Source organism: Sphingomonas caseinilytica (assembly GCF_023516455.1).
Lineage (GTDB): Bacteria > Pseudomonadota > Alphaproteobacteria > Sphingomonadales > Sphingomonadaceae > Sphingomicrobium > Sphingomicrobium caseinilyticum.
This window is the reverse complement of record NZ_JAMGBA010000002.1, coordinates 499,972-523,798: the sequence shown is the minus strand read 5'-3', so window position 1 is coordinate 523,798 and position 23,827 is coordinate 499,972. Positions and strand designations below refer to the sequence as shown.

The following is a 23,827-nucleotide window of genomic DNA, read 5'->3' as shown; positions in this document are numbered from 1 at the left end:
CGCTACTTCTTGAACAGCCCGTCCAGTCGCTCGCCGTAATTGGCGCCGATGACATGGCGGCGGATCTTCATGGAGGGCGTCAGCATCTCATTTTCGACCGAGAAGGCTTCGTCCGCGATGATGAAGCGGCGGATTTTCTCGATGACGCTGAGGTCCGCATTGACGCGGTCGACGGCCTTGGACAGGGCCCTCTGCATTGCCTCGGGATCGTCCTTCAGCGCCTTTAATTCTTCCGGATCCGGGACCAGCAGCGCGACCAGGTGGGGGCGGCGGTCGCCATAGACCATGGCCTGCAATATCTCAGGCTGCAGGGTCAGCATTCCCTCGACGCGCTGGGGCGAAACATTATCGCCCTTGTCGTTGACGATCAGGTCCTTCTTCCGGTCGGTGATGACGATCCGGCCATTGCCGTCGAGGTGGCCGACATCGCCGGTCGCCAGCCAGTCGCCCTTTCCGTCGTCGGCCCGCAGCAGGACCCGCGCGCTTTCATCGGGGTTATGCCAATAGCCCTTCATCACAAGTTCGCCGCGAACCATGATCTCGCCGTCGTCGGCAATCCGGACTTCGGTGTTCAACATCGGCGGACCGACGGTTTCGGCCCGAATGCCGGCCCTCGGCCGGTTGCAGCTGATGACTGGACCGGCTTCCGTCTGGCCATAGCCCTGGAGCATTGGAAGGCCCATCGCCTGAAAGAAAAGGCCGACATCGGGATTGAGCGGGGCGCCGCCGGATACCATCGCTTTCATCCGGCCGCCGAACTTGCGCCGAACCTTTTTCCGCAGTGTCACGGAAAGCAGCCCGTCCATGGGCAGGTCCCACGGTACGGATTTGTTGGCGAACCTTTTGGTCTCGATCGAAAGTGCGCGGCTCATGAGATAAGCCGGAAGACCGCCATCCTTTTCAACCTGTTTCATGATCTTGGCGCGAAGCATTTCGAACAGACGCGGAACGACGACCATGATCGTCGGCCTCACCTCTTCGATGTTGGCGGCCAGCTTTTCGAGGCTCTCCGCGTAGTAAATCTCGCCGCCGAGAGCGACGGGGAAGTGCTGCCCGCCAGTATGTTCGTAGGCGTGGCTGGCCGGCAGGAAGGACAGGAACACTTCATCGTCCCAGCCGAAGTCGGTGGCGATGATGTCGATGCAGCCTTCGACATTGTGGAGGATCATGCCGTGGTGCTGCATCACCCCGCGCGGGGCGCCGCCGGTACCGCTGGTGTAGATGAGGCAGGCAAGGTCGTCGCGCTTCACATTTGCCATGCGAGCCTCGAGCTCGCCGACGTCCGACGGTCCGGAGATGAGGTCTGCCCAATGATGGAACTGGGCAACGTCAGGCGACTGGCCAGTGATGATGTCGTCGATCGAAATAATGTGGTGGCAGTCGGACGCGAACAACACCGCCGGGACGAGCGTCCTGGCCAGCTTCTGGGTGGACACGATCACCGCGCTGGCCCCGGAGTTCGCCAGGATATGCTGGTGATCGCGAGTGGTGTTCGTCGTGTAAGTCGGAACCGTTACGCAACCCGCGGCCATGATGCCGAGGTCCGCGATCAGCCATTCCGGCCGGTTCTCGCTGACCAGCATCACCCGGTCTCCGGGCTTCAGGCCGAGCCGCTTCAGACTGCCCGCCAACGCGGCTACCTGCCGCGCTGCTTCGGCATAGCTGATCGACCGCCATGCGCCGTCGTGCTTGCTCCACAGGAACGGCTTGTCCCCATGTTCGCGCACACGCGTCAGGAACATGGTGATGAGGTTCGGAAAATGCTCAAGCTGCGTCCGGGCCACGCGCGCAATCCTCCCTTGGTGCGCCTCGTCCGGGCGCGTTGGGACGCTGTTTAGCCGATTGAGCGGCATGCGCCAGCTTGCCGCGATGGACAGAGGCGGATTCACTCGCCTAAGCCCCGGCGCATGAGCCTAGCCCGACTGTTCCTGCTTCCGCTGATCCTGCTCACTGGATCCTGTGCCTCTGTTTTGGCATCGACTCCGCCCGCGCCAAAAGAACAAGGTTTCGTCATTGCCGCCAATCCGCTCGCAGCGAGGGCCGGCATGGAGGTGCTGGAGCGCGGGGGAAGCGCGGTCGACGCGGCGATTGCGGTGCAGGCCATGCTGTCGCTGGTCGAACCGCAGAGTTCCGGCCTCGGCGGCGGCGCTTTCATGAACTATTATGACGCCTCGACCCGGAAGCTGACCATCTACGACGGTCGCGAGGTCGCACCTGCCCAGGCAACCGCCGGCATGTTCCTTGATCCCGCCGGTCAGCCACTGCCGTGGGACCAGGCCGTGCTCAGCGGCCGGGCAACCGGAGTGCCCGGGGCCGTTGCAATGCTTGGCTTGGCTCATCACGAGCATGGCAAGTTGGAATGGCGATCCTTGTTCGGCTCTGCCGAGCGAACGGCCGCCGAAGGGTTCGTCGTCAGCCCACGTTTGGGGAAGCTGCTCGCCGGCGACTACGCCGAGAATGGCGCGCCAGACGTCGTCGCTTATTTCCGGAAGGCCGACGGTAGCCGGATGACGGCTGGCGACCTCCTCATGAATCCGGCCTACGCAGCCTTCCTGCGCCGATTGGCCGCGCAGGGTCCGGCAGCCATGTATGCTGGTGAAACGGCGGCACGGATCGTGGCGCGGACCCGGGCCGCACCACTCGGCGGGTCGATGACCATGGCCGATCTCGCCAATTACGAGCCGGTCAAACGAGAGGCGTTGTGCCGGCCCGTGCGCGTTTACATCGCTTGCGTACCGCCACCGCCGTCGAGCGGCGTCGGCATGCTCCAGCTCATGATGCTGCTTGAGCGGACCGACATCGCATCACGCGGACCAACCGATCCGCAAGCCTGGTATCTGTTCGCCGAGGCGAGCCGCCTGATGTACGCCGATCGCGACCGCTACGTCGCGGATCCTGCGTTCGTGAAGATTCCCGTCGAGGGGCTCCTCGACCCGGCCTATGTCGATGCCCGGGCTCGCCTGATCGGCCCGGTTGCCGGACCCGCGCCCGCGGCCGGTCAGCCCGCCGGAGCGCTTCAAGTCGCCGCGGATCGCACGCACGAGGTTGCCGGGACGTCCCACTTCATCGTCCGCGACGCGGCAGGAAACGTGGTTTCGATGACGACCACCGTTGAATCCATCTTCGGCACCGGACGAATGGTCGACGGCTTTTTCCTCAACAATCAGATGACCGACTTCTCGTTCGCACCGATCGACGAGGCAGGCCGGCCGATGGCCAATGCCGTCGCGCCGGGAAAGCGGCCCCGATCGTCGATGACACCACTGATCCTGCTGACCCCTGATCGCCGCTTCGCCGGCGCCATCGGGTCCGCCGGTGGCAACGCCATCCTCGCCTATGTCGGCAAATCGCTGGTCGCGGCGATCGACTGGAAGCTTCCGATGCAGGAGGCATTGGCCCAGCCGAACCTCGTCGCGCGAGGGGCCCGGTTCAATGGAGAGGTGACGAAATTCTCGCCGGAGATGCTTTCGGCTCTACGCGCCAAGGGGATCGAACTCCGTCCCGGCCAGGGAGAGGATAGCGGAGTCCATGGCGTTCTGATCCGCGACGGCCAGGTCGACGGCGGTTTCGATCCGCGACGCGAGGGGGCGGTCCTTCTGCTCGCCCGCTAGCCGGCGTCGCTTCCAACTGCTTCGGAAATGTGCGCCATCTGGGCGAGGCCAAGTCGCGCCCTCAGTCCCTCGGCGATGCGCCGCGCAATCCCGGGCCCTTCATAGACCATCGCCGAATAGAGCTGGACTAGGCTAGCGCCGGCGGTGATGCGATCCCAGGCATCGCTGGCGTCTTCGATCCCGCCCGCCGCGATCAATGGAATCCCGCCGCCCGACGAAGCTCGAAATCGGCGGATCTGATCGAGCGCCAGCGACTTCAAGGGCCGGCCGGATAGTCCGCCCGCTTCCCCGGCATGCCGCGACTTCAGCGGCGGGCGCGAGATGGTGGTGTTGGAAACAATCAGCGCGTCGATTCCGCTATCGATTGCAGCACGAACGATCCGATCGTGATCGCCGCTCTCAAGGTCCGGAGCCACTTTCAGGCAGACAGGCAGGCCGGGCTGGCGCGCGTCACGGACTGCCGCCAGAAGTTCGACCAATTCTCCGCCCGCCTGCAGGTTGCGTAGGCCCGGCGTGTTGGGCGAACTGATGTTGACGGTGAGATAATCGGCAACCGGGCTCATCGCTTTCACGCCCGCGACATAGTCGGCGATGCGGTCGGCGCTGTCCTTGTTGGCCCCGATGTTGACGCCGACGATCCCGCGCCGCTCCCGTTTGGACAGCCGTTCAAGTGCCGCCGCCTGCCCCCCATTGTTGAAGCCCATCCGGTTGATGACCCCATGGTCTTCCTTGAGACGGAACAGGCGGGGCTTAGGATTGCCGGCCTGCGGCTTCGGCGTGATCGTTCCGACTTCGACAAAGCCGAAACCAAGGCCGAGGATCGCATCGGGCGCTTCGGCATCTTTGTCGAAGCCCGCGGCCAATCCGACCGGCGAAGGAAAGCTGAGGCCCGCAACCTGTTGTTCCAGTTCTGCAGGGAAGCGCGGCAGCGGCAACGGCAGAGACACCGAAAGCGCAGCGATGGTGGCGCGGTGCGCGGTTTCCGCGTCCAGCGCGAAAGCAAGGGGTCGAAGCAGCTTGTAAAGGGCCATCACGTCCGTCGTTTGTCGAATATTTCCATGGCGGCCTTGAGCCGGAGCCCTCATTTCTTCAAGGAAAAAGGCAGAAGCCGGGAGGGGACCCGGCATGGCCATAATCATCATTGAGGGTGTCGCCCGTGAACCGAATAGCTCTGCTCGCCTCGACGGCGTTACTTGCCGCATGCACCACGACCCAGCCCGATCCGATGCTGGCCCCACCCGCGGCTACGGAGGCCGCAGCTGCGCCGGTCGTGACGCCGCCCGTTGATCAAGCTGCGGCCCTCAAGACCTTCTTCGAGGAGTATGACCAGGCTGAATTAGCTCTGTCGCCGATGAGCAAAAGCTATCGCGGGATCAAGGACGGAGATTACGGCAAGCTCAACGATTTCAGCGACGCTGCCGCAATCGCCGGTCACGACCTCGACCAGCGCGCGGTCGCGGAAATGGCTGGCCGGTTCGATCGGGCGAGTCTCTCGGCGGAAGATCAGCTGAGCTACGACCTGCTGAACTATCGCAACCAGCGTTCGGACAGCGTCTTCCCTTATCGCCGCTACCTTTATGTCTTCGACCAGATGAACGGGGCACAGGCCGATATCCCGGCATTCCTGATCAACATCCACAAGGTCGATACGGAGCAGGACGCCCGCGACTACATCAGCCGTATCCGCGCGACGGCAACCTATCTCGACCAGGCGATCGCGGAATCGAAAGAGCGGGAAAAGCTCGGCAATTTGCCGCCCAAGTGGGTCTTCCCGCAGGTCATCGAGCAGTCTCAGAACCTGATCAAGGGCGCGCCGTTCGACACGGGGCCGGACAATGATGTCTATGCCGATTTCAAGACCAAGGTCGGCAAGCTCAACATTCCCGCCGAGACCAAGACCGCGCTGACCGCCGAGGCCCATGATGCTCTGATCCAATCAGTGGGGCCGGCCTATCAGAGGGTGATTGCCACGCTGAAGGATCAGGAAAGGCGCGCCGGTACCGACGACGGTATTTGGCGCTTCTCCAATGGCGCCGCCATGTATCAGGCGCTGCTCCGCTACTACACGACGACCGACCTGACGCCGGACCAGGTGCACGAGCTTGGCCTGGCCCAGGTTGCGCGCATCCACGGCGAAATGGAAGGCATCAAGGAGAAGGTCGGCTTCAAGGGAACGCTGCAGCAATTTTTCGCGCACATTCGGGGCGGCAAGCAATTCTACTACCCCAACACGCCGGCCGGGAGGCAGGCGTATCTCGATGAATCGAAGAAGACGCAGGCCCAGGTCCAGGCGCAGTTGCCGCGCTTCTTCGGCAAGCTGCCGAAGACCGAATTGCTGATCAAGCCGGTCGAACCGTTCCGTGAGAAATCCGCCGGCAAGGCATTCTACAACGACCCGCCCCCCGACGGCTCGCGCCCCGGCATCTATTACGTCAACCTCTACAATATGGCGGACATGCCCTCGATCGAGGCTGAAGTATTGTTCTGCCACGAAGGCATTCCGGGGCACCATTTGCAGGGTGCCCTCCTGTCCGAACTGCCCAAGGGCTCGGTTCCTCCGTTCCGCCAGTTCAGCGGCTATAACGCCACGGACGAGGGTTGGGGCCTCTATGCCGAAAAGCTGTGCAAGGAGATGGGTCTCTACCAGGACCCCTATCGCGATTTCGGTCGCCTCCAGCTCGAACTGCACCGCGCGATCCGCCTCGTCGTCGACAGCGGTATCCACCACAAGCGCTGGAGCCGCGAGCAGGCGATCAAATATGTCGAGGACAATTCGGCCGACGCAAAGGGCGGCATCGTCAAGGCGATCGAGCGCTATGTCGTCTATCCGGGACAGGCGACGGCCTACATGGTCGGCAAGCTGAAGATCGAAGAGCTTCGCGCCAAGGCCAAAGCGGAGCTCGGCGCCAAATATGACGATCGCGGCTTCCACGACACCATCCTGCTGGCGGGATCGATGCCGCTCGGCATGCTGGAAACGCGGGTCAACGAGTGGATCGCGAAGGTGAAGGCCTCGTAGTTCGTCATTGCGAGGAGCGATAGCGACGAAGCAATCCAGCCTGGATTGCTTCGCTGCGCTCGCAATGACGTTGTAAATTGCTACTGAATCGCCTAAATCGGACTGGAAAGCTCCGATTAGACCATGCGACTCACTCATCTTGCCGACTATGCAGTCGTGATGATGACCGCGGCTGCGCGCCGCGAGCCGTCTGCGCGCCTTTCAGCGACAGAGCTCGCCGACGAGACCGGTGTTCCGCTGCCGACGGCGCAGAAGCTTATGCAGAAGCTGGCGGCACACGGACTGCTGGTTGGTCAGCGGGGCTCTGGCGGAGGCTATGCGTTGGCCCGCCCGGTTTGCGAGATCAGCCTGGCCGATATCGTCGAGGCTGTCGAAGGCCCGATCGTGTTGACGATGTGTGCCGATGGCGTGAATCACGAGTGCGCGCTTGACCAGCATTGCCGGGTGAAGCCGCACATGAGTGTCGTCGGCGATGCGATCCGCACGTCGCTTAGCGCCGTTTCGCTTCAGGAATTGGCACGATGACCGACGAAGCCGTCACCAACCGCGAAGCGCGCGAGGCGCTCGCCAAGGATTATGAGTGGGGCTTCGTCTCGGACGTCGAGCAGGAGTTCGCGCCCAAGGGCCTCAACGAGGACACCGTCCGCTTCATCTCGGGCAAGAAGTGCGAGCCGGAGTGGATGCTGGAATGGCGACTGAAGGCCTATCGCGCATGGCTTGAGATGGAAGAGGTAGACTGGGCCAAGCTCACTATTCCCGAGATCGACTACCAGGACGCCTATTATTACGCTGCCCCAAAAGCGAAGCCTAAGCTTGCCTCACTGGATGAGCTCGATCCGGAAATCCGCCGGACCTATGAAAAGCTCGGCATTCCGATCGAGGAACAAAAGGTGCTCGCCGGGGTCGAGGGCGCGCGCAAGGTGGCCGTCGATGCGGTGTTCGATAGCGTCAGCGTCGCCACCACTTTCCGCGAAGAGCTGAAGGCGGCGGGGGTCATCTTCCTGTCGATCAGCGAGGCGATCCGGGAGTATCCCGACCTGGTGAAGAAGTATCTCGGCAGCGTGGTGCCGCAGCGCGATAACTACTTCGCTTGTTTGAACAGCGCGGTCTTTTCCGACGGCACCTTCGTCTATGTGCCCGAAGGCGTGCGCTGCCCGATGGAGCTCAGCACTTATTTCCGCATCAATGCCGAGAATACCGGGCAGTTCGAGCGGACCCTGATCGTCGCCGACAAGGGCGCTTATGTGAGCTACCTGGAAGGCTGCACCGCGCCGATGCGCGACGAGAACCAGCTGCACGCCGCGGTGGTCGAGATCTTCGCGCATGAAGATGCGGAGGTGAAATACTCCACCGTCCAGAACTGGTATCCGGGCGACGCCGAAGGCAAGGGCGGCATCTTCAACTTCGTGACCAAGCGTGCGCTGTGCAGTGGCGCCCGGTCGAAGGTCAGCTGGACCCAGGTAGAGACCGGCAGCGCGATCACCTGGAAATATCCGAGCTGCATCCTGAAGGGCGAGGACAGCGTCGGCGAATTTTATTCGGTCGCGCTGACCAACAATTACCAGCAGGCCGATACCGGCACCAAGATGATCCACATCGGCGCGGGCACGCGGTCGACGATCGTTTCCAAGGGCATCAGCGCCGGCAAGTCGAACAACACCTATCGCGGCCTGGTGCGCGTGCTTCCGGGCGCGGAGAATGTCCGCAACTTCACCCAGTGCGACTCATTGCTTTTGGGCAGCGATTGCGGGGCCCACACCGTGCCATACATTGAGGTCAGGAACCCGACCGCGACCATCGAGCATGAAGCGACCACGTCGAAGATCAGCGAAGACCAGCTGTTCTACGCCATGGCGCGCGGGCTCGACACGGAAGCTGCCGTGGCGCTGATCGTCAACGGCTTCGCCCGCGAGGTGCTGAAGCAGTTGCCGATGGAATTCGCGGTCGAGGCGCAGAAGCTGCTCGGGATCAGTTTGGAAGGAAGTGTCGGTTAAGTGCTGAAGATCGAAAACCTCCACGCGACTGTCGCCGGGAAGCCAATCTTGAACGGCCTGACCTTGACCATCCCGACCGGCGAGATCCATGCGATCATGGGTCCCAACGGCGCCGGCAAGTCGACGCTGGCCTATGTGCTTGGCGGCCGTCCCGGTTACGAAGTGACCGAAGGATCGGTGACCTTTGACGGCCAGGATCTGTTCGCGCTGGAACCGCATGAGCGTGCGGCGGCGGGAATGTTTCTTGGCTTCCAATATCCGGTCGAAATTCCCGGCGTTTCCTATCTCCAGTTCCTGCGCGAAGCATTGAACTCGCAGCGCCGCTCCAAGGGCGAAAAGGACCTCACTGGCGGTGAATTCATCCGCCTGTCGAAAGACAAGGCAGCGCTTCTCGGAATGGATGCGGAGATGCTGAAGCGCCCCGTCAATGTCGGATTTTCCGGCGGCGAGAAGAAGCGCGCGGAGATGGTCCAGCTTGGCATCATGGATCCGAAGGTCGCGATCCTCGACGAGACCGACAGCGGCCTCGACATCGATGCGCTGAAAGCGGTTGGCCACGGCATCAATTCGATCATGCGCGATCCGAAAAAATCGGTGCTGCTGATAACCCACTACCAGCGGCTGCTCGACTATGTGACGCCCGACAGGGTTCACGTACTTTCGCGCGGGCAGATTGTTCGTTCGGGTGGCCCGGAACTTGCGCACGAGCTGGAGCGTGAAGGTTATGCGGAGGCAGCAGCGTGACACGCAAGCTCGTCATCCTTCCCATGTTCCTGATCGCGGCCTGCAATGCGCCCAACGCTCCGTCTGCAGAGAATGCGAATGCGCACGACGAAAGCGCAGCGGGATCGGCGTCTTCAAATACTCCCGAGGAAGCAAATGCCAATTCGGCCATGCCGCCCTTCGCGGAAGTGGATGGCGCGCATCCGACGGCTCCCGAACCTGCACCGATCCCGGCCAAGTTCCGTGGTACATGGGCAGAGAGCAAAGCTGGTTGCGCGGATCTTGCGGATCATAGCCGGCTTACGATTTCCGGCCGAACGGTGCGCCATCCTGACTTCGTGATCGTGGGCGAAAGCTTCTCGACGCCAGCGACCAACGAGTTTGCGCTTAGCGGCAAGATCGAAGCGACCGGCGCACCGGCCGAAGCGCATTATTCGATCAATCCGGCGGGAGACGTCCTGACCGACGGAGCTGGTGGCGGCTATATCCGGGTGAGGTGCGGATGACGGCGCTCCCGACCCGCAAGCTGGAGGCTTATCGCTACGCCGACATCGACGCGTTGGCGTCGGTATGGACATCGCTTGACTCCCCTGCGCGGGTTGAAATTGCTGCGCAGCAAAAACTGCAGCAAATCTGGCTCCCGAGCGGCGAAGAGGTTGACGTGCGCCGCGTTGAAATGGTGCTGGAAGCAGGCGCGGTCGCGCGCATTTTCGCGCTTAACAATGCGGCACGCTACGGCCGCTTCGAACTCGATGTGACGATGCACGAAGGCGCCGACTTTGCCTTCTACGGCGCGAACATCGGCGGCGGCGATTCCACGCTGGAGATCGTCACCACGCTGCGGCATGTCGCGCCCGGCGCAACGTCGCACCAGATGATCCGAAGCGTGCTTGGCGACAAGGCGACAGGCAGTTTCCTCGGCCGCATCGAAGTGGCACGCGAAGGCCAGCAGACGGACGCCGAGCAATCGGTGAAAGCGATGCTGCTCGATCGCGGTGCCACCGCCAATGCCAAGCCGGAGCTGGAGATCTTCGCCGACGACGTGAAATGCGCGCACGGCGCGACGGTGGGCGAGTTGGACAAGAACCAACTCTTCTATGCCGCGGCTCGCGGAATGGACCCGGCGACGGCCCGCGCTTTGCTGCTGGAAGGCTTTGTCGGGGGCCTGTGGGACGAGATCGAAGGCAACGACCAGGGCATTGCCGAAGTGGCGCGCCAAGCACTGAGGAAGGTGGCGGCATGAACCTGCAGGCTCACCTCAATTCCGCACTGGCCGTACGCGACCAGTTCCCGGCGATCCCGGCCGGTTGGCATTATCTCGACAGCGCCGCGACCGCGCAGAAGCCGCAGGCGGTGATCGACGCGATCACCCGTGCCTATGGCCATGATTATGCGACGGTCCACCGCGGCGTTTACGAACGCTCCGCGGCGATGACCGCCAGCTTCGAGGCGGCTCGCGCGGCAACTGCTGCGCTGATCGGCGGCGAAGAACATGAGGTGGTCTTCACCCGCGGCGCCACGGAAGCGATCAACCTGGTCGCGCAAAGCTGGGGCATGGCCAATTTGAAGGCGGGCGATCGCATCCTGCTCAGCCAGCTTGAGCATCATTCCAACATCGTGCCGTGGCAGCTGCTTGCCGAACGCGTCGGCGCGCACATCGACGTCTGCCCGCTTGATTCGCATGGCCGCATCGATCTCGACGAAGCCGAAGCGATGCTGACCGAACAGCATAAGCTGGTCGCATTCGCGCATGTGTCAAACGTGCTCGGTTCCATCCTCGATGCGAAGCGCGCAGCAGAACTTGCCCACAAGGTCGGTGCGAAGTTGCTCCTCGACGGCTGTCAGGCAGCCGCGCGACTTCCGGTCGATGTCTCCGCGATCGGTGCCGATTTCTACGTTTTCTCGGCACACAAGATCTATGGGCCAACGGGAATCGGCGCTCTGTGGGCGCGGAAGGAAATCCTCGACTCGATGCCGCCTTGGCATGGCGGCGGCGCGATGATCGATCGCGTGACGTTCGAGAGGACAACCTACCTGCCCGCACCCTCGCGGTTTGAAGCAGGTACGCCGCACGTGGTGGGCGCGATCGGCTTCAAGGCCGCAATCGACTGGGTGAACGGCATCGGGCTGGACGCCTTGCATGCCCACGAGAGCGCGCTGGTAACCGAATGCCGGGCTGCGCTTCGCAACGTGCCGGGCATCACCATTTTCGGACCGGATGATAGCGCAGGGATCGTCAGCTTCGCATTGGACGGGGTGCACCCGCACGACATCGGCACCATATTGGACGACACGGGCGTTGCGGTTCGAGCCGGCCACCATTGTGCGCAGCCTTTGATGGACTATCTCGGCGTCCCGGCCACGGCGCGCGCCAGTTTCGCCGCGCACAGCGATGCAGGCGATATCGAGGCACTGGTGCGGGGATTGGACAAGGTTAGGCGGATCTTCGGATGACGATGGGCGAAGAGAAAAAGATCGAGATGGAAGAGGTCGACAGCGTCGCAACGCCGCCGCGCGCCCGCGTCGCGGCCGAAACGCCCGCCGAGACCTTTGAGCGCAAGCGCGACTATCTCGCCGGCTTCCTGGCCGAGAGGAAGCCAGAGGCCGAAAAGGGCGGACCGGGCGGCGAGCTGCAGGAAGCGGTGATCGAGGCGTTGAAGTCGATCTACGATCCCGAAATTCCGGTCGATATCTACGAACTCGGCCTGATCTACGACGTCGCCATCAGCGAGGACGGCGACGCGGTCGTCACCATGACCCTGACGACGCCGCACTGTCCGGTCGCCGAATCCATGCCCGCGGAGGTGGAACTTCGCGTCCTGTCGGTCCCCGGCATCCGAGATGCCGAGGTCAAGCTTGTCTGGGATCCGCCTTGGGACCCGTCGAAGATGAGCGACGAGGCACGCCTCGAACTGGGAATGCTGTAGATGAACCAGGAACGTAAAGTCCGCGCGCGCCCCGCCGCGATTACCCTGACGCCGGCAGCGGAAGCCCGCATCGCCGACCTAATGAGCAAGGCGCCTGAAGATGCCGTGGGGGTCAAGCTCTCGACCCCGCGCCGGGGCTGCTCCGGCCTCGCCTATTCGGTCGACTATGTGAGCCTGGAGAATGCGTTCGACGAGAAGATCGAGACGCCGGGCGGCACATTCTACGTCGACGGCGCATCGATCCTCTACCTGATCGGCAGCCGGATGGACTGGAAGGAAGACGATTTCGCCGCCGGCTTCGTGTTCGACAACCCGAACGCGAAGGGCGCGTGCGGCTGCGGAGAAAGCTTCACCGTCTGACGCTGCCCCTCGCTGGCACTAAAAGCCCAGACTATATCGTATCGCAGCGCCGAGATCCGGATCGGCGACGGCAACATGGCCAGGTTGACGGCGCGCAAAGAAGTTTGCGCCTAGCCAGCCCCGTCCGAGCGATGTCGAATAGCTTAATTCCGCATCAATTTCCCGACCCGACGGCGCGAAGCCCAGTCGCTGGGTGCTGCTGGTGGCAATGCCCGAGCTATAATCATAGCCCGTCGGAAGCAGCATCGAGATGCCTCCGCTTTCGACGCGAAGCGGCTGGGCGATCCTGAACCCAAGCCGGTCGTCACGGCGGAGCATTCCATATTTGGCGAGGTCGAACGAATAGGCAGCGGTCGTGAATTCACCGCTGTCGAACTGTGTCCAGCCGCGACGGCCCATGATTGTTGCGGTCCAGCCGCTCCCTAGCTTCTGCCGCGCCTCAGCGTCCAGGAACAGGCTGGACGATCCGACCGATCCGTAGAGCGAACCCAACCGGCCACCGAGCAAGGTTTCCTTCTCTTCCAGCCGACTGAGGCCGATCGAGCCCCAGCTATTGTCACCGAAGCGGCGATCAAGCGTAACGCTTGTGTAGCGATAGGGTGCGTCATCGACCCCCAGCTTGACGTCTTGCCAGACCTTGCCTTGTTCAGAAGCGATTGTGACCCCGGCAAAGCCAAGGTTGCGCCGCATTGCCATGCTGGTTCCGGAACGGGCCTGGAATCCGGGATCGCCGCTGACGTCACGGGCGACCAGGAATGCTCCACCCTCGGCATTGGTAAGCTGCCGTTCGAGATGTTTCGAGCCGTGTCCAATTCCAAAGCTGGCCTTGGTCTTCGCGTCGAGCCTAGCCACCGCCGAACCCGCGACAAGCCGCGAGCGCCGGGCATCCTCTGGCCCGATAGCCAAGCTCATCATGTCGAAAATACCGGGCGAGCCGGGACGCTGGGCAATGCTCATCGCAACCGACAATTGGCCGGCCTGCAGCGCGGCTCCGGTCATATGGGAAGCCAGCGAATTCTCGAGCGGGCGCCTTGCTCCTGCGTTTCGAAGGCCCTTGGCTAGGTTCATCGCAAAGGCGCGATCGTAGCCGTCAACGATTACCGCGCCGAACGAAGACTGCCCGCCGCTGTCGCCGGCCGCCTCGGGTAAGCCACCCGTGACGCTCTCATCGGTCACCTCAACGGCCGTACCCGCCAGGCTGGTGGTTCCGACCGGCTGGAATGCACGAGCAATATTGAGTCGGCCTTGGCCGTAGACGGCATCGTCACCCGCGGCGCCGAGATCATCCGCAGTATTGAACAATATCTCGACGATCTGGCGCGCGGTTAAGTTCGGGAACGCCTGGGCCATCAGCGCGACAGCTCCGGTGATGATCGGCGCCGAAAAGCTCGTCCCGGAATAAAGGAAGCCGGTGCCCGTTTGATCGATCGTCCGGACCCGGTAGCCAAGCGCGGTCAGATACCAGTTCTGACCCTGGCCAGCCTGGTTCGAGAAGTCGGAAAGCTGGTTAAGGTTGGTGCCGGTGCCGTCGGCGACCCCGACAGAACCAGCAATGATGACCTGCCCAGGGAATGTCTGCGCGGGAATGAGGGCGAAGGGATCCGCATTCTTTCCCTTCAGGGGGTCATTCCCGTCATTGCCCGCCGAAATGACGAGAATGATGCCAGCACTGACCGCGCGTTGCATCGCCGACATCAGGATGCTCCCCGGCGATGATCCGCCGAGCGACAGGTTGATGACCTTGGCGCCGGCTATCCGCGCCGCATCGACACCTTGGGCGATTGCGTTGTCGAAGAAATCGCAACCATCTTCGCCACTGCAAGTGCCGGGCGAGTCGGCTCGGAACGAGAGGATCGTGGCATCGAAGGCGACGCCGACATTCTGGCTGTCGTTGCGAGCAGCCGCAGCGGTGGCCGCGACTGCGGTGCCGTGTCCGTCCTCATCGCCCAATGGGCGATTGCTGGCGACGTCGCGGCTTGCCGGGTCTATTCGCCCGACGAACTCGGGAAGCGAGGGATTGATGCCGCTATCGACGATCGCAAGCTTGACGCCGCTTCCGGTTGCGCCGGATTGCCACGCTGAGATCGCGCCCGAACTGGTCGCCCCATTGGAGCGCTGATACTCGGTCGTGTTGAAATTGGTCGTCGTCACCGGCGGAGGCGGCGGCGGAGGAGGAGGAGGCGGCGTAAAGCTTGAGGGCGGCGTCGGCGTCGAGATGGGCGCGCCACTTCCGCCACCGCCTCCTCCGCAAGCTGAAAGTGCCAACATCAGGCCGCACGCGGTCGACGTGAGAAGCTGGTTACTCATTACACAAACCCCGACAAGTCACTGGAACGTAACGACTTTTCCCGATCTTCTTATGCTTAGGCAAACCTTTCATTTTGCTGAAGGCGCCAGGCGGTCTAGGGCCACTCTCCTGATGAATCCGCGCTACTCCTCCATCTTCGGACATGTTTCCGACTGGATCTTCGACCTGGACAATTGCCTCTATCCGGCATCGACGGGCCTGTTCGAGCTGATCGACGAGCGAATGGGCGGATATATCGAACGGCTCTTGGGTTGCGGCACGGTCGAAGCGAAGCGAATCCAGAAGGCCCATTTCCACCAGCATGGCACCACCCTCGCCGGGCTGATGCGGGAACATGATGTCGACCCCCATCATTTCCTCGAAGATGTGCACGCCATTCCGCTCGACCGGATCGCGCGGGACGACCGGCTTGCCTTGGGTCTAGCCCGCTTACCCGGTCGAAAGTTGGTCTATACCAACGCCGACGAGCCCTACGCCCGCCGCGTTCTGGAAGCTCTTGGCGTCGGCGAGCATTTCGCCGAACTGCATGACATTCACGCAGCCGAGCTCAGGCCGAAGCCGGACCGGCACGGATATGAGCTGATGCTCGACCGCTTCCGCATCGATCCTGCCAATGCGGCGATGATCGAGGACATGGCCCAGAATTTGAAACCGGCCAAGGAACTGGGAATGACGACGGTATGGGTCGACAATGGCTCGGAACGCGGCAATCACGGCCACCGCCCCGACTTCATCGACCTGACCATCGCCGATGTCGGCGAATGGCTGGAAGAAATGCTGGATGAGAATGGAGAGACTGAATGACGACCGACCTCAAAACGACCATTGAGGCCGCCTGGGACAATCGCGACTCAATCGACACCCAGGACCGGTCGCTCAAGGAAGCCGTCGAGGCTGCTATTCTCCGGCTGGACAGCGGCGAAGAGCGCGTGGCCGAGAAGGTCGACGGCCAATGGCAGGTCAATCAATGGCTGAAGAAGGCGGTGCTGCTCAGCTTCCGCTTGAACCCGATGGAATCCATCGCCGGTGGACCCGGCGGGGCACCGTGGTGGGACAAGGTGCCGTCGAAATTCCTTGGCTGGGGTCCTGAAAGCTTCGCCAAGGCGGCGTTTAGAGCCGTGCCGGGCGCAATCGTTCGCCGCGGCGCCTTTATCGCGCCTGGCGCCGTGCTGATGCCCAGCTTCGTCAACCTTGGCGCCTATGTCGGCGAAGGAACGATGGTCGATACATGGGCAACGGTCGGAAGCTGCGCCCAGATCGGCCGCAATGTCCATATTTCGGGCGGCGCCGGGATCGGCGGCGTGCTCGAGCCTCTCCAGGCCGGTCCCGTCATTATCGAGGACAATTGCTTCATCGGCGCTCGTTCGGAAGTGGCCGAGGGCGTTGTCGTTGAGGAAGGCGCCGTCTTGTCGATGGGCGTGTTCCTCGGCGCCTCGACCAAGATCGTGGATCGCGCCAGCGGCGAAGTAATGTACGGCCGGGTACCGGCCTATTCGGTGGTCGTTCCCGGATCGCTGCCGAGCGACAAGGGCGGACCGTCGCTTGCCTGCGCGGTGATCGTGAAGCGAGTCGACGAACGCACAAGATCGAAGACCAGTATCAACGAGCTACTGCGCGACTAACCGATAAGTCAGGCTTATTATCTATAGTCCGTCTTTGGTTGGGCTGCAGAGGCAGTTTTTCCTACATGCCATAAGGCAACAGGAGTTTGCCCATGGCTACGCTCAGTGAAGATTGCTTTGACCGCAAGGCGCAGGACGCAACCCGTGAAGAGGCCGGTTATTCCCCGCCGATGATCAACCAGCAGATGATCGGGCGCGAATGGGGCATCCTGCTGTTCCTGGCGGTCATCTGGGGCGGTGCCTTCATGTTTATCGGGGTCGCCGTTCGGCATGTCGAACCGCTGACCTACGTCTGGCTTCGGCTGACAATCGCTGCGGCGGCCATGTTCCTGTTCCTGAAATTGAAGGGCCAGAAGCTTGATCTCCCGCGCGAAGTGTGGGGTTCGATCCTGCTTCTGGCGCTCCTCAATAATGCCTTGCCCTTCACCCTGTTCGGCTGGGGTCAGACCCATATCGCGAGCGGCCTTGCCTCGATTCTCAACGCGACGACGCCGATCTGGGGCGTGCTCGTCGCCCATTTCTTCACGCAGGACGAGCGGATGACCCCGCGAAAGATCGCCGGCGTGCTGCTCGGCTTCGCGGGCGTCGCGACGATGATCGGGCCGATGCTGCTTGCCAATGTCGGTACCGACGCACTTGCTCAGCTTGCCTGCATCGCCGCAGCGCTGAGCTATGCCTTCGCGGCGGTCTGGGCACGCAGATTCCGCCGCATGGGCGTTTCGCCGATGTCGGTGACCACCGGCCAGCTGACGTCAGGCGCATTGATGATGCTGCCGCTGGCGCTCCTCATCGACCAGCCGTGGACGCAGCCGATGCCGCCCATCACCGCCTGGGGAGCGATCGTCGCTCTGGCTCTGCTCTGCACCGCCTTCGGTTATGTACTCTATTTCCGGCTGATCGAAACGGCCGGTGCGACCAACGCCCTGCTGGTAACCCTTCTGGTACCGCCGTTCGCCATCTTCTTTGGAAGCCTGTTCCTGGGCGAAGTTCTTGCACCGCAGGACTTCATTGGGCTGGCCTTGATTGCGCTGGGGCTGGCCGCGATCGACGGGCGGATACTTAGGTTGTTGGGGCCCCGTTCAGCTCGGCAAGCAGCTTAGTCGCCTCCTCGCCGGTCCAGTCGAGGTCGCCGACATAGCGCCAGACTTCCTTGCCTTGCGCGTCGTAGAGGATCGTCGTCGGTAGAATCTGGACGTTGAGCGCCGACGACAGCTCCATCCTTTCGTCATGGTAGGCAGCGAACCGGCCGATATCGCGCTCACCCAGAAACGCCTCCACCGAGCCCTGCGGCGCCGTATCCTGGCTGACCGCGATGATCCCAAGCCTGCCCTCATTCGCATGGGCCTGTTCCAGCTGCTGCAGGGTCGGCAGCTCGTTAATGCAAGGCGCGCACCAGCTGGCCCAAAGATTGACCAGCACCGGCTTCCCCTTGAAGTCCGCCAGGTTGAACTCGCCGCCGTCCGGGTCCTTGAATTTCACCACCGGCGCCGCTTCGCCCTTGTGGCTTCGGTCAAGGCCCTTTCCGCTCTCCGCCTCTGCCGAAGCTTGAGGCTCCGGCGCCTTTTGCCTATCGCATCCCGAAGCCAGAGGCAGCACCAGCGAAACGAGGAGAGGAACGATCAGCCGCACGGGCAACTCCAATATGATGTGGGGCGGTCGCTTTGCAGGCGGACCGGCCGCGGTGATGCGCGAGATAAATGCCTCGATCGAAGTCGACAAGCGGTTGTGGCGAGAGGACATCCGCGCCAGCCGGGCCCATGCGGCGATGCTCGCCAGTCAGGGCATCCTCGCCGCCGAAGACGCCAAGGCCATCGATGACGGCCTGCAGCAGGTTGCCGCCGAAATCGAGGCAGGAAAGCTCCAGGAAGACCCGGCGCTCGAAGATATCCACATGCATGTCGAGCATCGGCTGGGCGAGCTCATCGGCGATGCGGCGGGCAGGCTCCACACGGCCCGTTCGCGCAACGACCAGGTTGCGACCGATTTCAAGCTGTTCGTCCGGAACGCCGTCGACGAGGCCGTCACTGGCATTGATGCGCTGGAATCGGTGCTGCTGCAAAGGGCCGAAGAGCATAGCGGCACGGTGATGCCCGGCTTCACCCATTTGCAATCTGGCCAGCCGGTAACACTAGGTCACCATTTGCTCGCTTATCGCGAAATGCTCGTCCGCGACCGCAGCCGCTTCGCCGATGCCCGGGTGCGGATGAATGAATCGCCATTGGGCAGCGCCGCCCTTGCCGGGACCGGCTTCGACCTCGATCGCGGCAATACCGCTGCCGCGCTCGGCTTCGATCGCCCCACGGCCAACAGCCTCGACGCGGTGAGCGATCGTGACTTCGCGGTCGACTACCTGCACGCCGCGGCGCTTTGCTCGGTGCATCTCTCGCGCCTGGCAGAGGAAATCATCCTTTGGGCATCCCAGCCATTCGGCTTCGTCAAGTTGCCCGACGCCTGGTCGACCGGATCGTCGATCATGCCCAACAAGCGTAATCCGGATGCGGCGGAGCTGGTTCGCGGTCACAGCGCACGGATCATCGGCGATCTGGTTGCACTGCTGGTCCTTCTGAAGGGATTGCCCTTGGCATATGCCAAGGACCTGCAGGACGATAAGCCCCCGATATTCGACGCCCATGACCTCTTGGGCCTCAGCCTGGCCGCGATGGCCGGAATGATGGCTGATCTCATCTTCGTGCCGGAGCGGATGCGTGCTGTCGCAGCCGCTGGCCATGCAACGGCAACCGACCTCGCCGATTGGCTGGTCAGCCAGGCTGGGGTGCCGTTCCGCGAAGCCCATCATATTTCGGGCCGCGCCGTGGCTGCGGCCGAAGCCGCTGGAAAGTCGCTGGATCAGCTGACGTTGGGCGAGTTGAAGTCTGTCGACGCGCGGATTGACGAAAGTGTCCTGCCCTATCTTTCGGTCGAGGCATCCGTCGCTTCCCGCCGGTCGGCTGGCGGGACCGCGCCGGAGCGAGTACGAGGGGCGATCGAAGAGGCGCGACGCCAAATTGCCGCGCGGGAGGAAAAGTGATCAAGCGGCTGACCCTGGCATCCTTGGCACTTGCCGTCGCATCGTGCGGCAGCGTTTCGGACCTGCAGCCGCAGGCCGGAAAATCGCTCCCGCAGAAGCCTGCGCTGGCTTCGCGCGCGCTCACCGCCGAAGAGCTTCTGGTTCTCCCTCCCCAAGCGGATCCGCGCCGCGTCGATGAGTTGAACAAGCGCGGCGAGATTCGCGAGCCCGACCGTTTCGACCTGCCGCCACCCGACGGCAGGGCCGTGCCGCTCCCGGTAGCGGAATCCTCCACCGAACAGGAACCACAGAAGCAATGACGCTGAAGCCCGTCCGCAAAGCGATCCTTCCGGTCGCGGGGCTCGGCACGCGCCTTCTGCCTGCCACCAAGTCCGTTCCAAAGGAAATGCTGACGATCGTCGATCGGCCGCTGATCCAATATGCGGTCGACGAAGCGCGCGAAGCGGGGATCGAACAGATGATCTTCGTGACGGGTCGCGGCAAGGCGACCCTCGACGATTATTTCGACATCGGTTTCGAGTTGGAAACGACGATGCGCGAACGCGGCAAAAGCCTCGATGCGCTCGAACCGTCGCGATCCGGCTTCGGCGAGGTCGTCTCTGTCCGCCAGCAGCAACCGCTTGGTCTTGGCCATGCCGTATGGTGCGCCCGGCACATCGTTGGCGACGAACCCTTTGCCGTGCTGTTGCCGGACGACCTGATGCTTGGGAACCCCGGCGCACTTAAGCAGATGATGATGGCCTATGCGGAGCATGGCGGGAACATCGTCTGCGCGCAGGAAGTACCGGCCGAACGCACCGCCAGCTACGGCATTATAGCGCCGGGTGACACGAAAGGCGCTTTGACCGAGGTCAGGGGCATGGTCGAAAAGCCAGCACCCGAAGACGCACCGTCACGCCTTGGCATCGTCGGCCGATATATCCTGCAGCCGGAAGTCATGGACATTCTCGGCAAGGGCGATCGCGGCGCAGGTGGCGAAATTCAGCTGACGGATGGTATGGCCAAGCTGATTGGCTCACAGCCATTCCATGCCGTAACCGTCGATGCCGTTCGGCACGATTGCGGCGACAAGGTCGGCTTCGTGATGGCCAATATCGCGGTTGCCTTGCAGCATGACGACCTGCGTTCGAAACTGGGCGAATTCCTGGACGGGATCAGGCCCGGCTGACCAGCTGCGCGAGGCGGATCCGCTCGGCTTCGCTCTGCTGCAGGGCAGCTCGAATTTCGACCAACTCCAGCGAGCGGGTTACGACCCGGGCATCGAGGTTGGCATTGTCCGCCTTGAGCTCCTTGACCGAGCGAGCCCGCGCGATGCGCTGCGCGATGCGCGCGGCAAGCACCTCGAAATGGAAGGGCTTCGCGACCACGTCATCGGCGCCGGCGGCAAAACCGTCGACCGCGCCCGAGCTATCGGTCCGACCGGTAATCAGGACGACCGGCGTGTCCTTGAGCATGGTATCGTCCCGAATTCTTCGCGTCAGCTCGATACCGCTGACCGATTCCATGCGCAGTTCCGCCAGGACAAGGTCGACGGGTGCGCGGAGCAGTTCCGCCGTCGCGTTCCCCGCATTGTCGCAAGCGATGATCCGATAACCAATTTCGCCCAGCCTTTTTGCGAGCACCTGCAACGAGCTGCGGTTTGGCTCCACGATCAGCAGCCGGGCCGGACCATCGGCATGATTGGACAGCGGGGCAGGGTCGATCTGCATGGACTCACTATCGCGAAAAATGGTTAATGTCTCGTTAGGTAGCCATTACGGCTCCAGCTCGACATCCCAGTAGAGATAGTCGCACCAGCTCTGGTGCAGATAGTTGGGGGGGAAGCTCTTGCCATGGTCCTGCAACTGCCAGCTGGTCGGGCGGATCGGCTCCGCCTCGATATGCATGCCTGCCTGCCTCGGCGTACGCCCGCCCTTCTTGAGGTTGCACGGCGCGCAGGCGGTCGCGACATTCTCCCAATGCGTCTTCCCGCCCTGCGAACGCGGCACGACATGGTCGAACGTCAATTCCTTGTGCGACCCGCAATAGACGCAACGGAAGCGATCGCGCAGGAACAGGTTGAACCGGGTGAAGGCCGGATATTCGTTGGGCCGGACATATTGGCGAAGCGCGATGACCGACGGCAGTTTCAGCGAGGCTGACGGGCTGTGCACTTCCCGGTCGTAATGGGCGACGACGTCGACCCGCTCCAGGAACATGGCCTTGATCGCGGTCTGCCACGGCCAAAGCGACAGCGGATAATAGCTTAGCGGCGTATAGTCGGCGTTCAGCACCAGTGCGGGGCAACTGTCCGGATGTCGAAGAATGTCGGGATGATACACGGCGCAAATTTCTCCAGCGTTCTTCTGCCCAAGAACGCCGCGCCTCCGGCCTAGTCGCACCATCCCGCCGCTTGCCAGGCTTACGGGACCTTGGCGGGAGACCGGCGACCAAAGGCCCGTCTTTCCGTCTGCGACCCCGGATGCCAACCCGAGGTGACGATGGCATGACACCACAATTGGCGAATCACCGTCAAGAGTCGCCGCTGTCGGCTTTACCATGGAGTGAGTCCTGAAGGTCACACGTTTCGCCCCCTCGCCCTCGGGCAGACTTCACCTGGGCCATGCCTATTCGGCGGCGCTTGGTCACGAACTCGCCCGGTCCAGCGGCGGCCAATTCCTGCTCAGGATCGAAGATCTCGATCTCGGCCGCTGCCGCCCCGAATTTGTCGGCGGCATCATCGAGGATCTCGACTGGCTCGGCCTTGGTTATGACGGAGAGGCAATCGTCCAATCCGAGCGCACCGACGTCTACGCCCAAGCGCTTGAGGCACTGAAGGCACGGGGGCTGGTCTACGCCTGCTTCTGTACGCGCGCGGAGATCGCGCAGTCGCTGACTGCACCGCATGGCGACGCGGGCAGCCAGTATCCGGGAACTTGCCGGCGCTTGCCCGACGATCCCGAACGGCGCGCGTCGACACCGCACTGCTGGCGGCTGGATTCTGCCAAGGCGCTGGCGATGGCCGGGTTGCCCGGCTGGACCGAGCATGATGGAACGCTCTTTGCGAGCCGCGAGAGCGATTTCGGCGACGCCATCCTCGCCCGGAAGGACGCCCCCTCCTCCTATCACCTGTCCTGCGTCGTCGATGATGCTGCGTCAGGCGTAAACCTGGTGGTTCGCGGCGAAGATTTGCGCCCTTCGACTCCCACCCAGCGTCTGCTGCAATCGCTGCTGGGCTTGCCAGAGCCGACCTACTTTCACCACCCGCTTATCACCCATGATGACGGCCGCCGGCTGGCTAAGCGCGACCTCGCGCCGACACTCGAGGCACTTCGCAATTCCGGCGTCGATGGCCCCGGCCTGGTGAAACAGCTGCTTGATGGCCGCCTACCCCTAGGATTTCGGCTGTCCGAGGCCTAGATAGCGGCCCATGAACACATTCCTGCTTATCCTGCTCCTGGTCGCCATGGGCGCGGTCGCCTATGTCCTCGTCCGCGGCGTCATCGCCATGGCGCAGGGTAAAGACGTGTCGGGCGAGGTGCAGCAAGGCTATATGCAGAAGCGCGTACTCTACCAGGGCGTCGCGATCGTCATCGTCGTGCTGATCCTCGTCATGGCCGGCCGGGGCTGAGCCGCTGGTCAAGCTCAACAAGATCTACACGCGCACCGGTGACGGCGGCTCGACCGGCCTGGTCGACGGCAGCCGCGTTGCCAAATCGTCGGCCAGAATGGCCGCGATCGGCGATGTCGATGAAGCCAATTGCGCGATAGGCCTGGCAATTGCCGCTCTTCCTGCAGGTGAACTCGCGGATCGGCTGCGCGCTATCCAGAATGAGATGTTCGACCTCGGGGCCGACCTGGCGACGCCTTTCGGCACGGATTTCGAACAATATGCGCTGCGCATCGTCGGCCGGCAGGTTGAGCGGCTCGAGGAAGAAATCGACGCGATGAACGCATCGCTGGAGCCGCTGAACAGCTTCATCTTGCCCGGAGGGTCGGCTGCGGTAGCGCATCTTCACCTTGCCCGGGCGGTAACGCGTCGCGCCGAACGGGCAGCAGTCGCCCTGCATGAACTCACACCAGTTAACGCCGACGCCTTGGCTTATTTGAACCGTTTGTCGGATCATCTGTTTGTCGCTGCAAGGCACTTGGCCGCCACGCAAGGGGGCGATGTGCTGTGGCAGCCCGGGGCAACGCGCGACACCTAGTTGAATTAGAACAGGTGGTGAACGATATCCTCCCGGCGGAGGTAATGC

Annotated in this window: 25 protein-coding genes; 19 read left to right on the top strand and 6 right to left on the bottom strand. The window is 62.8% G+C overall.

Annotated elements, in window-relative coordinates; all coding sequences use genetic code 11:
- Positions 1-2: 2 nt before the first annotated feature.
- On the bottom strand, positions 3-1,742 hold the full coding sequence (locus LZ496_RS09215; RefSeq protein WP_249904933.1) for an AMP-dependent synthetase/ligase: 1,740 nt from the start codon (positions 1,740-1,742) through the stop codon (positions 3-5).
- A 165-nt stretch (positions 1,743-1,907) separates the two neighbouring features.
- On the opposite strand from LZ496_RS09215, the gene LZ496_RS09210 reads away from it, so the two are divergent.
- The gene (locus LZ496_RS09210) at positions 1,908-3,611 is read left to right on the top strand and encodes a gamma-glutamyltransferase family protein (protein ID WP_249904338.1); all 1,704 of its coding nucleotides are present in this window, start codon (positions 1,908-1,910) and stop codon (positions 3,609-3,611) included.
- On the opposite strand, the gene LZ496_RS09205 is transcribed toward LZ496_RS09210, so the two are convergent.
- On the bottom strand, positions 3,608-4,642 hold the full coding sequence (locus LZ496_RS09205) for a quinone-dependent dihydroorotate dehydrogenase (RefSeq protein ID WP_249904337.1): 1,035 nt from the start codon (positions 4,640-4,642) through the stop codon (positions 3,608-3,610). The genes LZ496_RS09210 and LZ496_RS09205 overlap by 4 nt on opposite strands.
- Before the next feature lie 125 nt (positions 4,643-4,767).
- Here LZ496_RS09205 and LZ496_RS09200 point away from each other — a divergent pair, with 125 nt between their 5' ends.
- From LZ496_RS09200 to LZ496_RS09160, 9 genes are all read left to right on the top strand, one after another.
- Positions 4,768-6,630, top strand: a complete 1,863-nt coding sequence (locus LZ496_RS09200) for a DUF885 domain-containing protein (RefSeq protein WP_249904336.1) — start codon at positions 4,768-4,770, stop codon at positions 6,628-6,630.
- 123 nt (positions 6,631-6,753) lie between these two features.
- Positions 6,754-7,155 (top strand): RrF2 family transcriptional regulator, encoded by a 402-nt coding sequence (locus LZ496_RS09195; RefSeq protein ID WP_249904335.1) that lies wholly within the window; start codon positions 6,754-6,756, stop codon positions 7,153-7,155.
- Positions 7,152-8,624 (top strand): Fe-S cluster assembly protein SufB, encoded by a 1,473-nt coding sequence (gene sufB, locus LZ496_RS09190; RefSeq protein WP_249904334.1) that lies wholly within the window; start codon positions 7,152-7,154, stop codon positions 8,622-8,624. Before LZ496_RS09195 ends, sufB begins: the two co-directional genes overlap by 4 nt.
- Positions 8,625-9,368: a Fe-S cluster assembly ATPase SufC gene (gene sufC, locus LZ496_RS09185; RefSeq protein WP_249904333.1), complete on the top strand. Its 744-nt coding sequence runs from the start codon at positions 8,625-8,627 to the stop codon at positions 9,366-9,368.
- Complete coding sequence (locus LZ496_RS09180; RefSeq protein ID WP_249904332.1) at positions 9,365-9,853, top strand: hypothetical protein; 489 nt, start codon at positions 9,365-9,367, stop codon at positions 9,851-9,853. The genes sufC and LZ496_RS09180 overlap by 4 nt, the downstream gene beginning before the upstream one ends.
- Positions 9,850-10,590, top strand: coding sequence for a SufD family Fe-S cluster assembly protein (locus tag LZ496_RS09175; protein ID WP_249904331.1), 741 nt, complete (start codon positions 9,850-9,852; stop codon positions 10,588-10,590). Before LZ496_RS09180 ends, LZ496_RS09175 begins: the two co-directional genes overlap by 4 nt.
- Complete coding sequence (locus LZ496_RS09170) at positions 10,587-11,801, top strand: aminotransferase class V-fold PLP-dependent enzyme (RefSeq protein ID WP_249904330.1); 1,215 nt, start codon at positions 10,587-10,589, stop codon at positions 11,799-11,801. The genes LZ496_RS09175 and LZ496_RS09170 overlap by 4 nt, the downstream gene beginning before the upstream one ends.
- A gap of 2 nt (positions 11,802-11,803) precedes the next feature.
- Positions 11,804-12,274, top strand: coding sequence for an SUF system Fe-S cluster assembly protein (locus tag LZ496_RS09165; protein ID WP_249904932.1), 471 nt, complete (start codon positions 11,804-11,806; stop codon positions 12,272-12,274).
- A complete protein-coding gene (locus LZ496_RS09160) occupies positions 12,275-12,634 on the top strand; it encodes a HesB/IscA family protein (RefSeq protein ID WP_249904329.1) in 360 nt (119 codons plus the stop codon).
- A gap of 18 nt (positions 12,635-12,652) precedes the next feature.
- On the opposite strand, the gene LZ496_RS09155 is transcribed toward LZ496_RS09160, so the two are convergent.
- Positions 12,653-14,941: a S8 family peptidase gene (locus LZ496_RS09155; protein WP_249904328.1), complete on the bottom strand. Its 2,289-nt coding sequence runs from the start codon at positions 14,939-14,941 to the stop codon at positions 12,653-12,655.
- A gap of 112 nt (positions 14,942-15,053) precedes the next feature.
- Here LZ496_RS09155 and LZ496_RS09150 point away from each other — a divergent pair, with 112 nt between their 5' ends.
- From LZ496_RS09150 to LZ496_RS09140, 3 genes are all read left to right on the top strand, one after another.
- Positions 15,054-15,746: a pyrimidine 5'-nucleotidase gene (locus LZ496_RS09150; protein ID WP_249904327.1), complete on the top strand. Its 693-nt coding sequence runs from the start codon at positions 15,054-15,056 to the stop codon at positions 15,744-15,746.
- Positions 15,743-16,564 (top strand): 2,3,4,5-tetrahydropyridine-2,6-dicarboxylate N-succinyltransferase, encoded by an 822-nt coding sequence (dapD, locus tag LZ496_RS09145; protein ID WP_249904326.1) that lies wholly within the window; start codon positions 15,743-15,745, stop codon positions 16,562-16,564. Before LZ496_RS09150 ends, dapD begins: the two co-directional genes overlap by 4 nt.
- Positions 16,565-16,656: 92 nt before the next feature.
- On the top strand, positions 16,657-17,664 hold the full coding sequence (locus tag LZ496_RS09140) for a DMT family transporter (protein ID WP_249904325.1): 1,008 nt from the start codon (positions 16,657-16,659) through the stop codon (positions 17,662-17,664).
- Here LZ496_RS09140 and LZ496_RS09135 read toward each other — a convergent pair.
- The gene (locus LZ496_RS09135) at positions 17,624-18,193 is read right to left on the bottom strand and encodes a TlpA family protein disulfide reductase (protein WP_249904324.1); all 570 of its coding nucleotides are present in this window, start codon (positions 18,191-18,193) and stop codon (positions 17,624-17,626) included. The two genes, LZ496_RS09140 and LZ496_RS09135, sit on opposite strands and share 41 nt — an antisense overlap.
- 16 nt (positions 18,194-18,209) lie before the next feature.
- Here LZ496_RS09135 and argH point away from each other — a divergent pair, with 16 nt between their 5' ends.
- From argH to LZ496_RS09120, 3 genes are read left to right on the top strand one after another with little or no spacing between them, the layout of a single operon-like run.
- Positions 18,210-19,592 (top strand): argininosuccinate lyase, encoded by a 1,383-nt coding sequence (gene argH / locus LZ496_RS09130; RefSeq protein WP_249904931.1) that lies wholly within the window; start codon positions 18,210-18,212, stop codon positions 19,590-19,592.
- Positions 19,589-19,891: a hypothetical protein gene (locus LZ496_RS09125; protein ID WP_249904323.1), complete on the top strand. Its 303-nt coding sequence runs from the start codon at positions 19,589-19,591 to the stop codon at positions 19,889-19,891. Before argH ends, LZ496_RS09125 begins: the two co-directional genes overlap by 4 nt.
- Positions 19,888-20,760: a UTP--glucose-1-phosphate uridylyltransferase gene (locus tag LZ496_RS09120; RefSeq protein WP_249904322.1), complete on the top strand. Its 873-nt coding sequence runs from the start codon at positions 19,888-19,890 to the stop codon at positions 20,758-20,760. Before LZ496_RS09125 ends, LZ496_RS09120 begins: the two co-directional genes overlap by 4 nt.
- On the opposite strand, the gene LZ496_RS09115 is transcribed toward LZ496_RS09120, so the two are convergent.
- Both LZ496_RS09115 and LZ496_RS09110 read right to left on the bottom strand, forming a co-directional pair.
- Positions 20,747-21,301 (bottom strand): response regulator transcription factor, encoded by a 555-nt coding sequence (locus LZ496_RS09115; protein WP_249904321.1) that lies wholly within the window; start codon positions 21,299-21,301, stop codon positions 20,747-20,749. The two genes, LZ496_RS09120 and LZ496_RS09115, sit on opposite strands and share 14 nt — an antisense overlap.
- A 45-nt stretch (positions 21,302-21,346) precedes the next feature.
- Positions 21,347-21,913, bottom strand: a complete 567-nt coding sequence (locus LZ496_RS09110; RefSeq protein ID WP_249904320.1) for an HNH endonuclease — start codon at positions 21,911-21,913, stop codon at positions 21,347-21,349.
- A gap of 229 nt (positions 21,914-22,142) precedes the next feature.
- Here LZ496_RS09110 and gluQRS point away from each other — a divergent pair, with 229 nt between their 5' ends.
- From gluQRS to LZ496_RS09095, 3 genes are read left to right on the top strand one after another with little or no spacing between them, the layout of a single operon-like run.
- Positions 22,143-22,991 carry a tRNA glutamyl-Q(34) synthetase GluQRS gene (gene gluQRS / locus LZ496_RS09105; RefSeq protein WP_249904930.1) on the top strand — a complete coding sequence of 283 codons (849 nt, stop codon included), beginning with the start codon at positions 22,143-22,145 and terminating at the stop codon, positions 22,989-22,991.
- Between the two features lie 10 nt (positions 22,992-23,001).
- A complete protein-coding gene (locus LZ496_RS09100) occupies positions 23,002-23,202 on the top strand; it encodes an HIG1 domain-containing protein (RefSeq protein WP_249904319.1) in 201 nt (66 codons plus the stop codon).
- 4 nt (positions 23,203-23,206) lie between these two features.
- Entirely contained in the window at positions 23,207-23,779 is a 573-nt protein-coding gene (locus tag LZ496_RS09095) for a cob(I)yrinic acid a,c-diamide adenosyltransferase (RefSeq protein WP_249904929.1), read from the top strand.
- The last annotated feature ends 48 nt before the right edge of the window (positions 23,780-23,827 follow it).

Coding starts and splice junctions, on each gene's coding strand:
- LZ496_RS09215 (WP_249904933.1), bottom strand. CDS start 1,742: ATGTTCCTGACGCGTGTGCGCGAACATGGGGACAAGCCGTTCCTGTGG.
- LZ496_RS09210 (WP_249904338.1), top strand. CDS start 1,908: ATGAGCCTAGCCCGACTGTTCCTGCTTCCGCTGATCCTGCTCACTGGA.
- LZ496_RS09205 (WP_249904337.1), bottom strand. CDS start 4,642: ATGGCCCTTTACAAGCTGCTTCGACCCCTTGCTTTCGCGCTGGACGCG.
- LZ496_RS09195 (WP_249904335.1), top strand. CDS start 6,754: ATGCGACTCACTCATCTTGCCGACTATGCAGTCGTGATGATGACCGCG.
- sufB (WP_249904334.1), top strand. CDS start 7,152: ATGACCGACGAAGCCGTCACCAACCGCGAAGCGCGCGAGGCGCTCGCC.
- LZ496_RS09175 (WP_249904331.1), top strand. CDS start 9,850: ATGACGGCGCTCCCGACCCGCAAGCTGGAGGCTTATCGCTACGCCGAC.
- LZ496_RS09170 (WP_249904330.1), top strand. CDS start 10,587: ATGAACCTGCAGGCTCACCTCAATTCCGCACTGGCCGTACGCGACCAG.
- LZ496_RS09165 (WP_249904932.1), top strand. CDS start 11,804: ATGGGCGAAGAGAAAAAGATCGAGATGGAAGAGGTCGACAGCGTCGCA.
- LZ496_RS09160 (WP_249904329.1), top strand. CDS start 12,275: ATGAACCAGGAACGTAAAGTCCGCGCGCGCCCCGCCGCGATTACCCTG.
- LZ496_RS09155 (WP_249904328.1), bottom strand. CDS start 14,941: ATGAGTAACCAGCTTCTCACGTCGACCGCGTGCGGCCTGATGTTGGCA.
- LZ496_RS09150 (WP_249904327.1), top strand. CDS start 15,054: ATGAATCCGCGCTACTCCTCCATCTTCGGACATGTTTCCGACTGGATC.
- dapD (WP_249904326.1), top strand. CDS start 15,743: ATGACGACCGACCTCAAAACGACCATTGAGGCCGCCTGGGACAATCGC.
- LZ496_RS09140 (WP_249904325.1), top strand. CDS start 16,657: ATGGCTACGCTCAGTGAAGATTGCTTTGACCGCAAGGCGCAGGACGCA.
- argH (WP_249904931.1), top strand. CDS start 18,210: ATGTGGGGCGGTCGCTTTGCAGGCGGACCGGCCGCGGTGATGCGCGAG.
- LZ496_RS09120 (WP_249904322.1), top strand. CDS start 19,888: ATGACGCTGAAGCCCGTCCGCAAAGCGATCCTTCCGGTCGCGGGGCTC.
- LZ496_RS09115 (WP_249904321.1), bottom strand. CDS start 21,301: ATGCAGATCGACCCTGCCCCGCTGTCCAATCATGCCGATGGTCCGGCC.
- LZ496_RS09100 (WP_249904319.1), top strand. CDS start 23,002: ATGAACACATTCCTGCTTATCCTGCTCCTGGTCGCCATGGGCGCGGTC.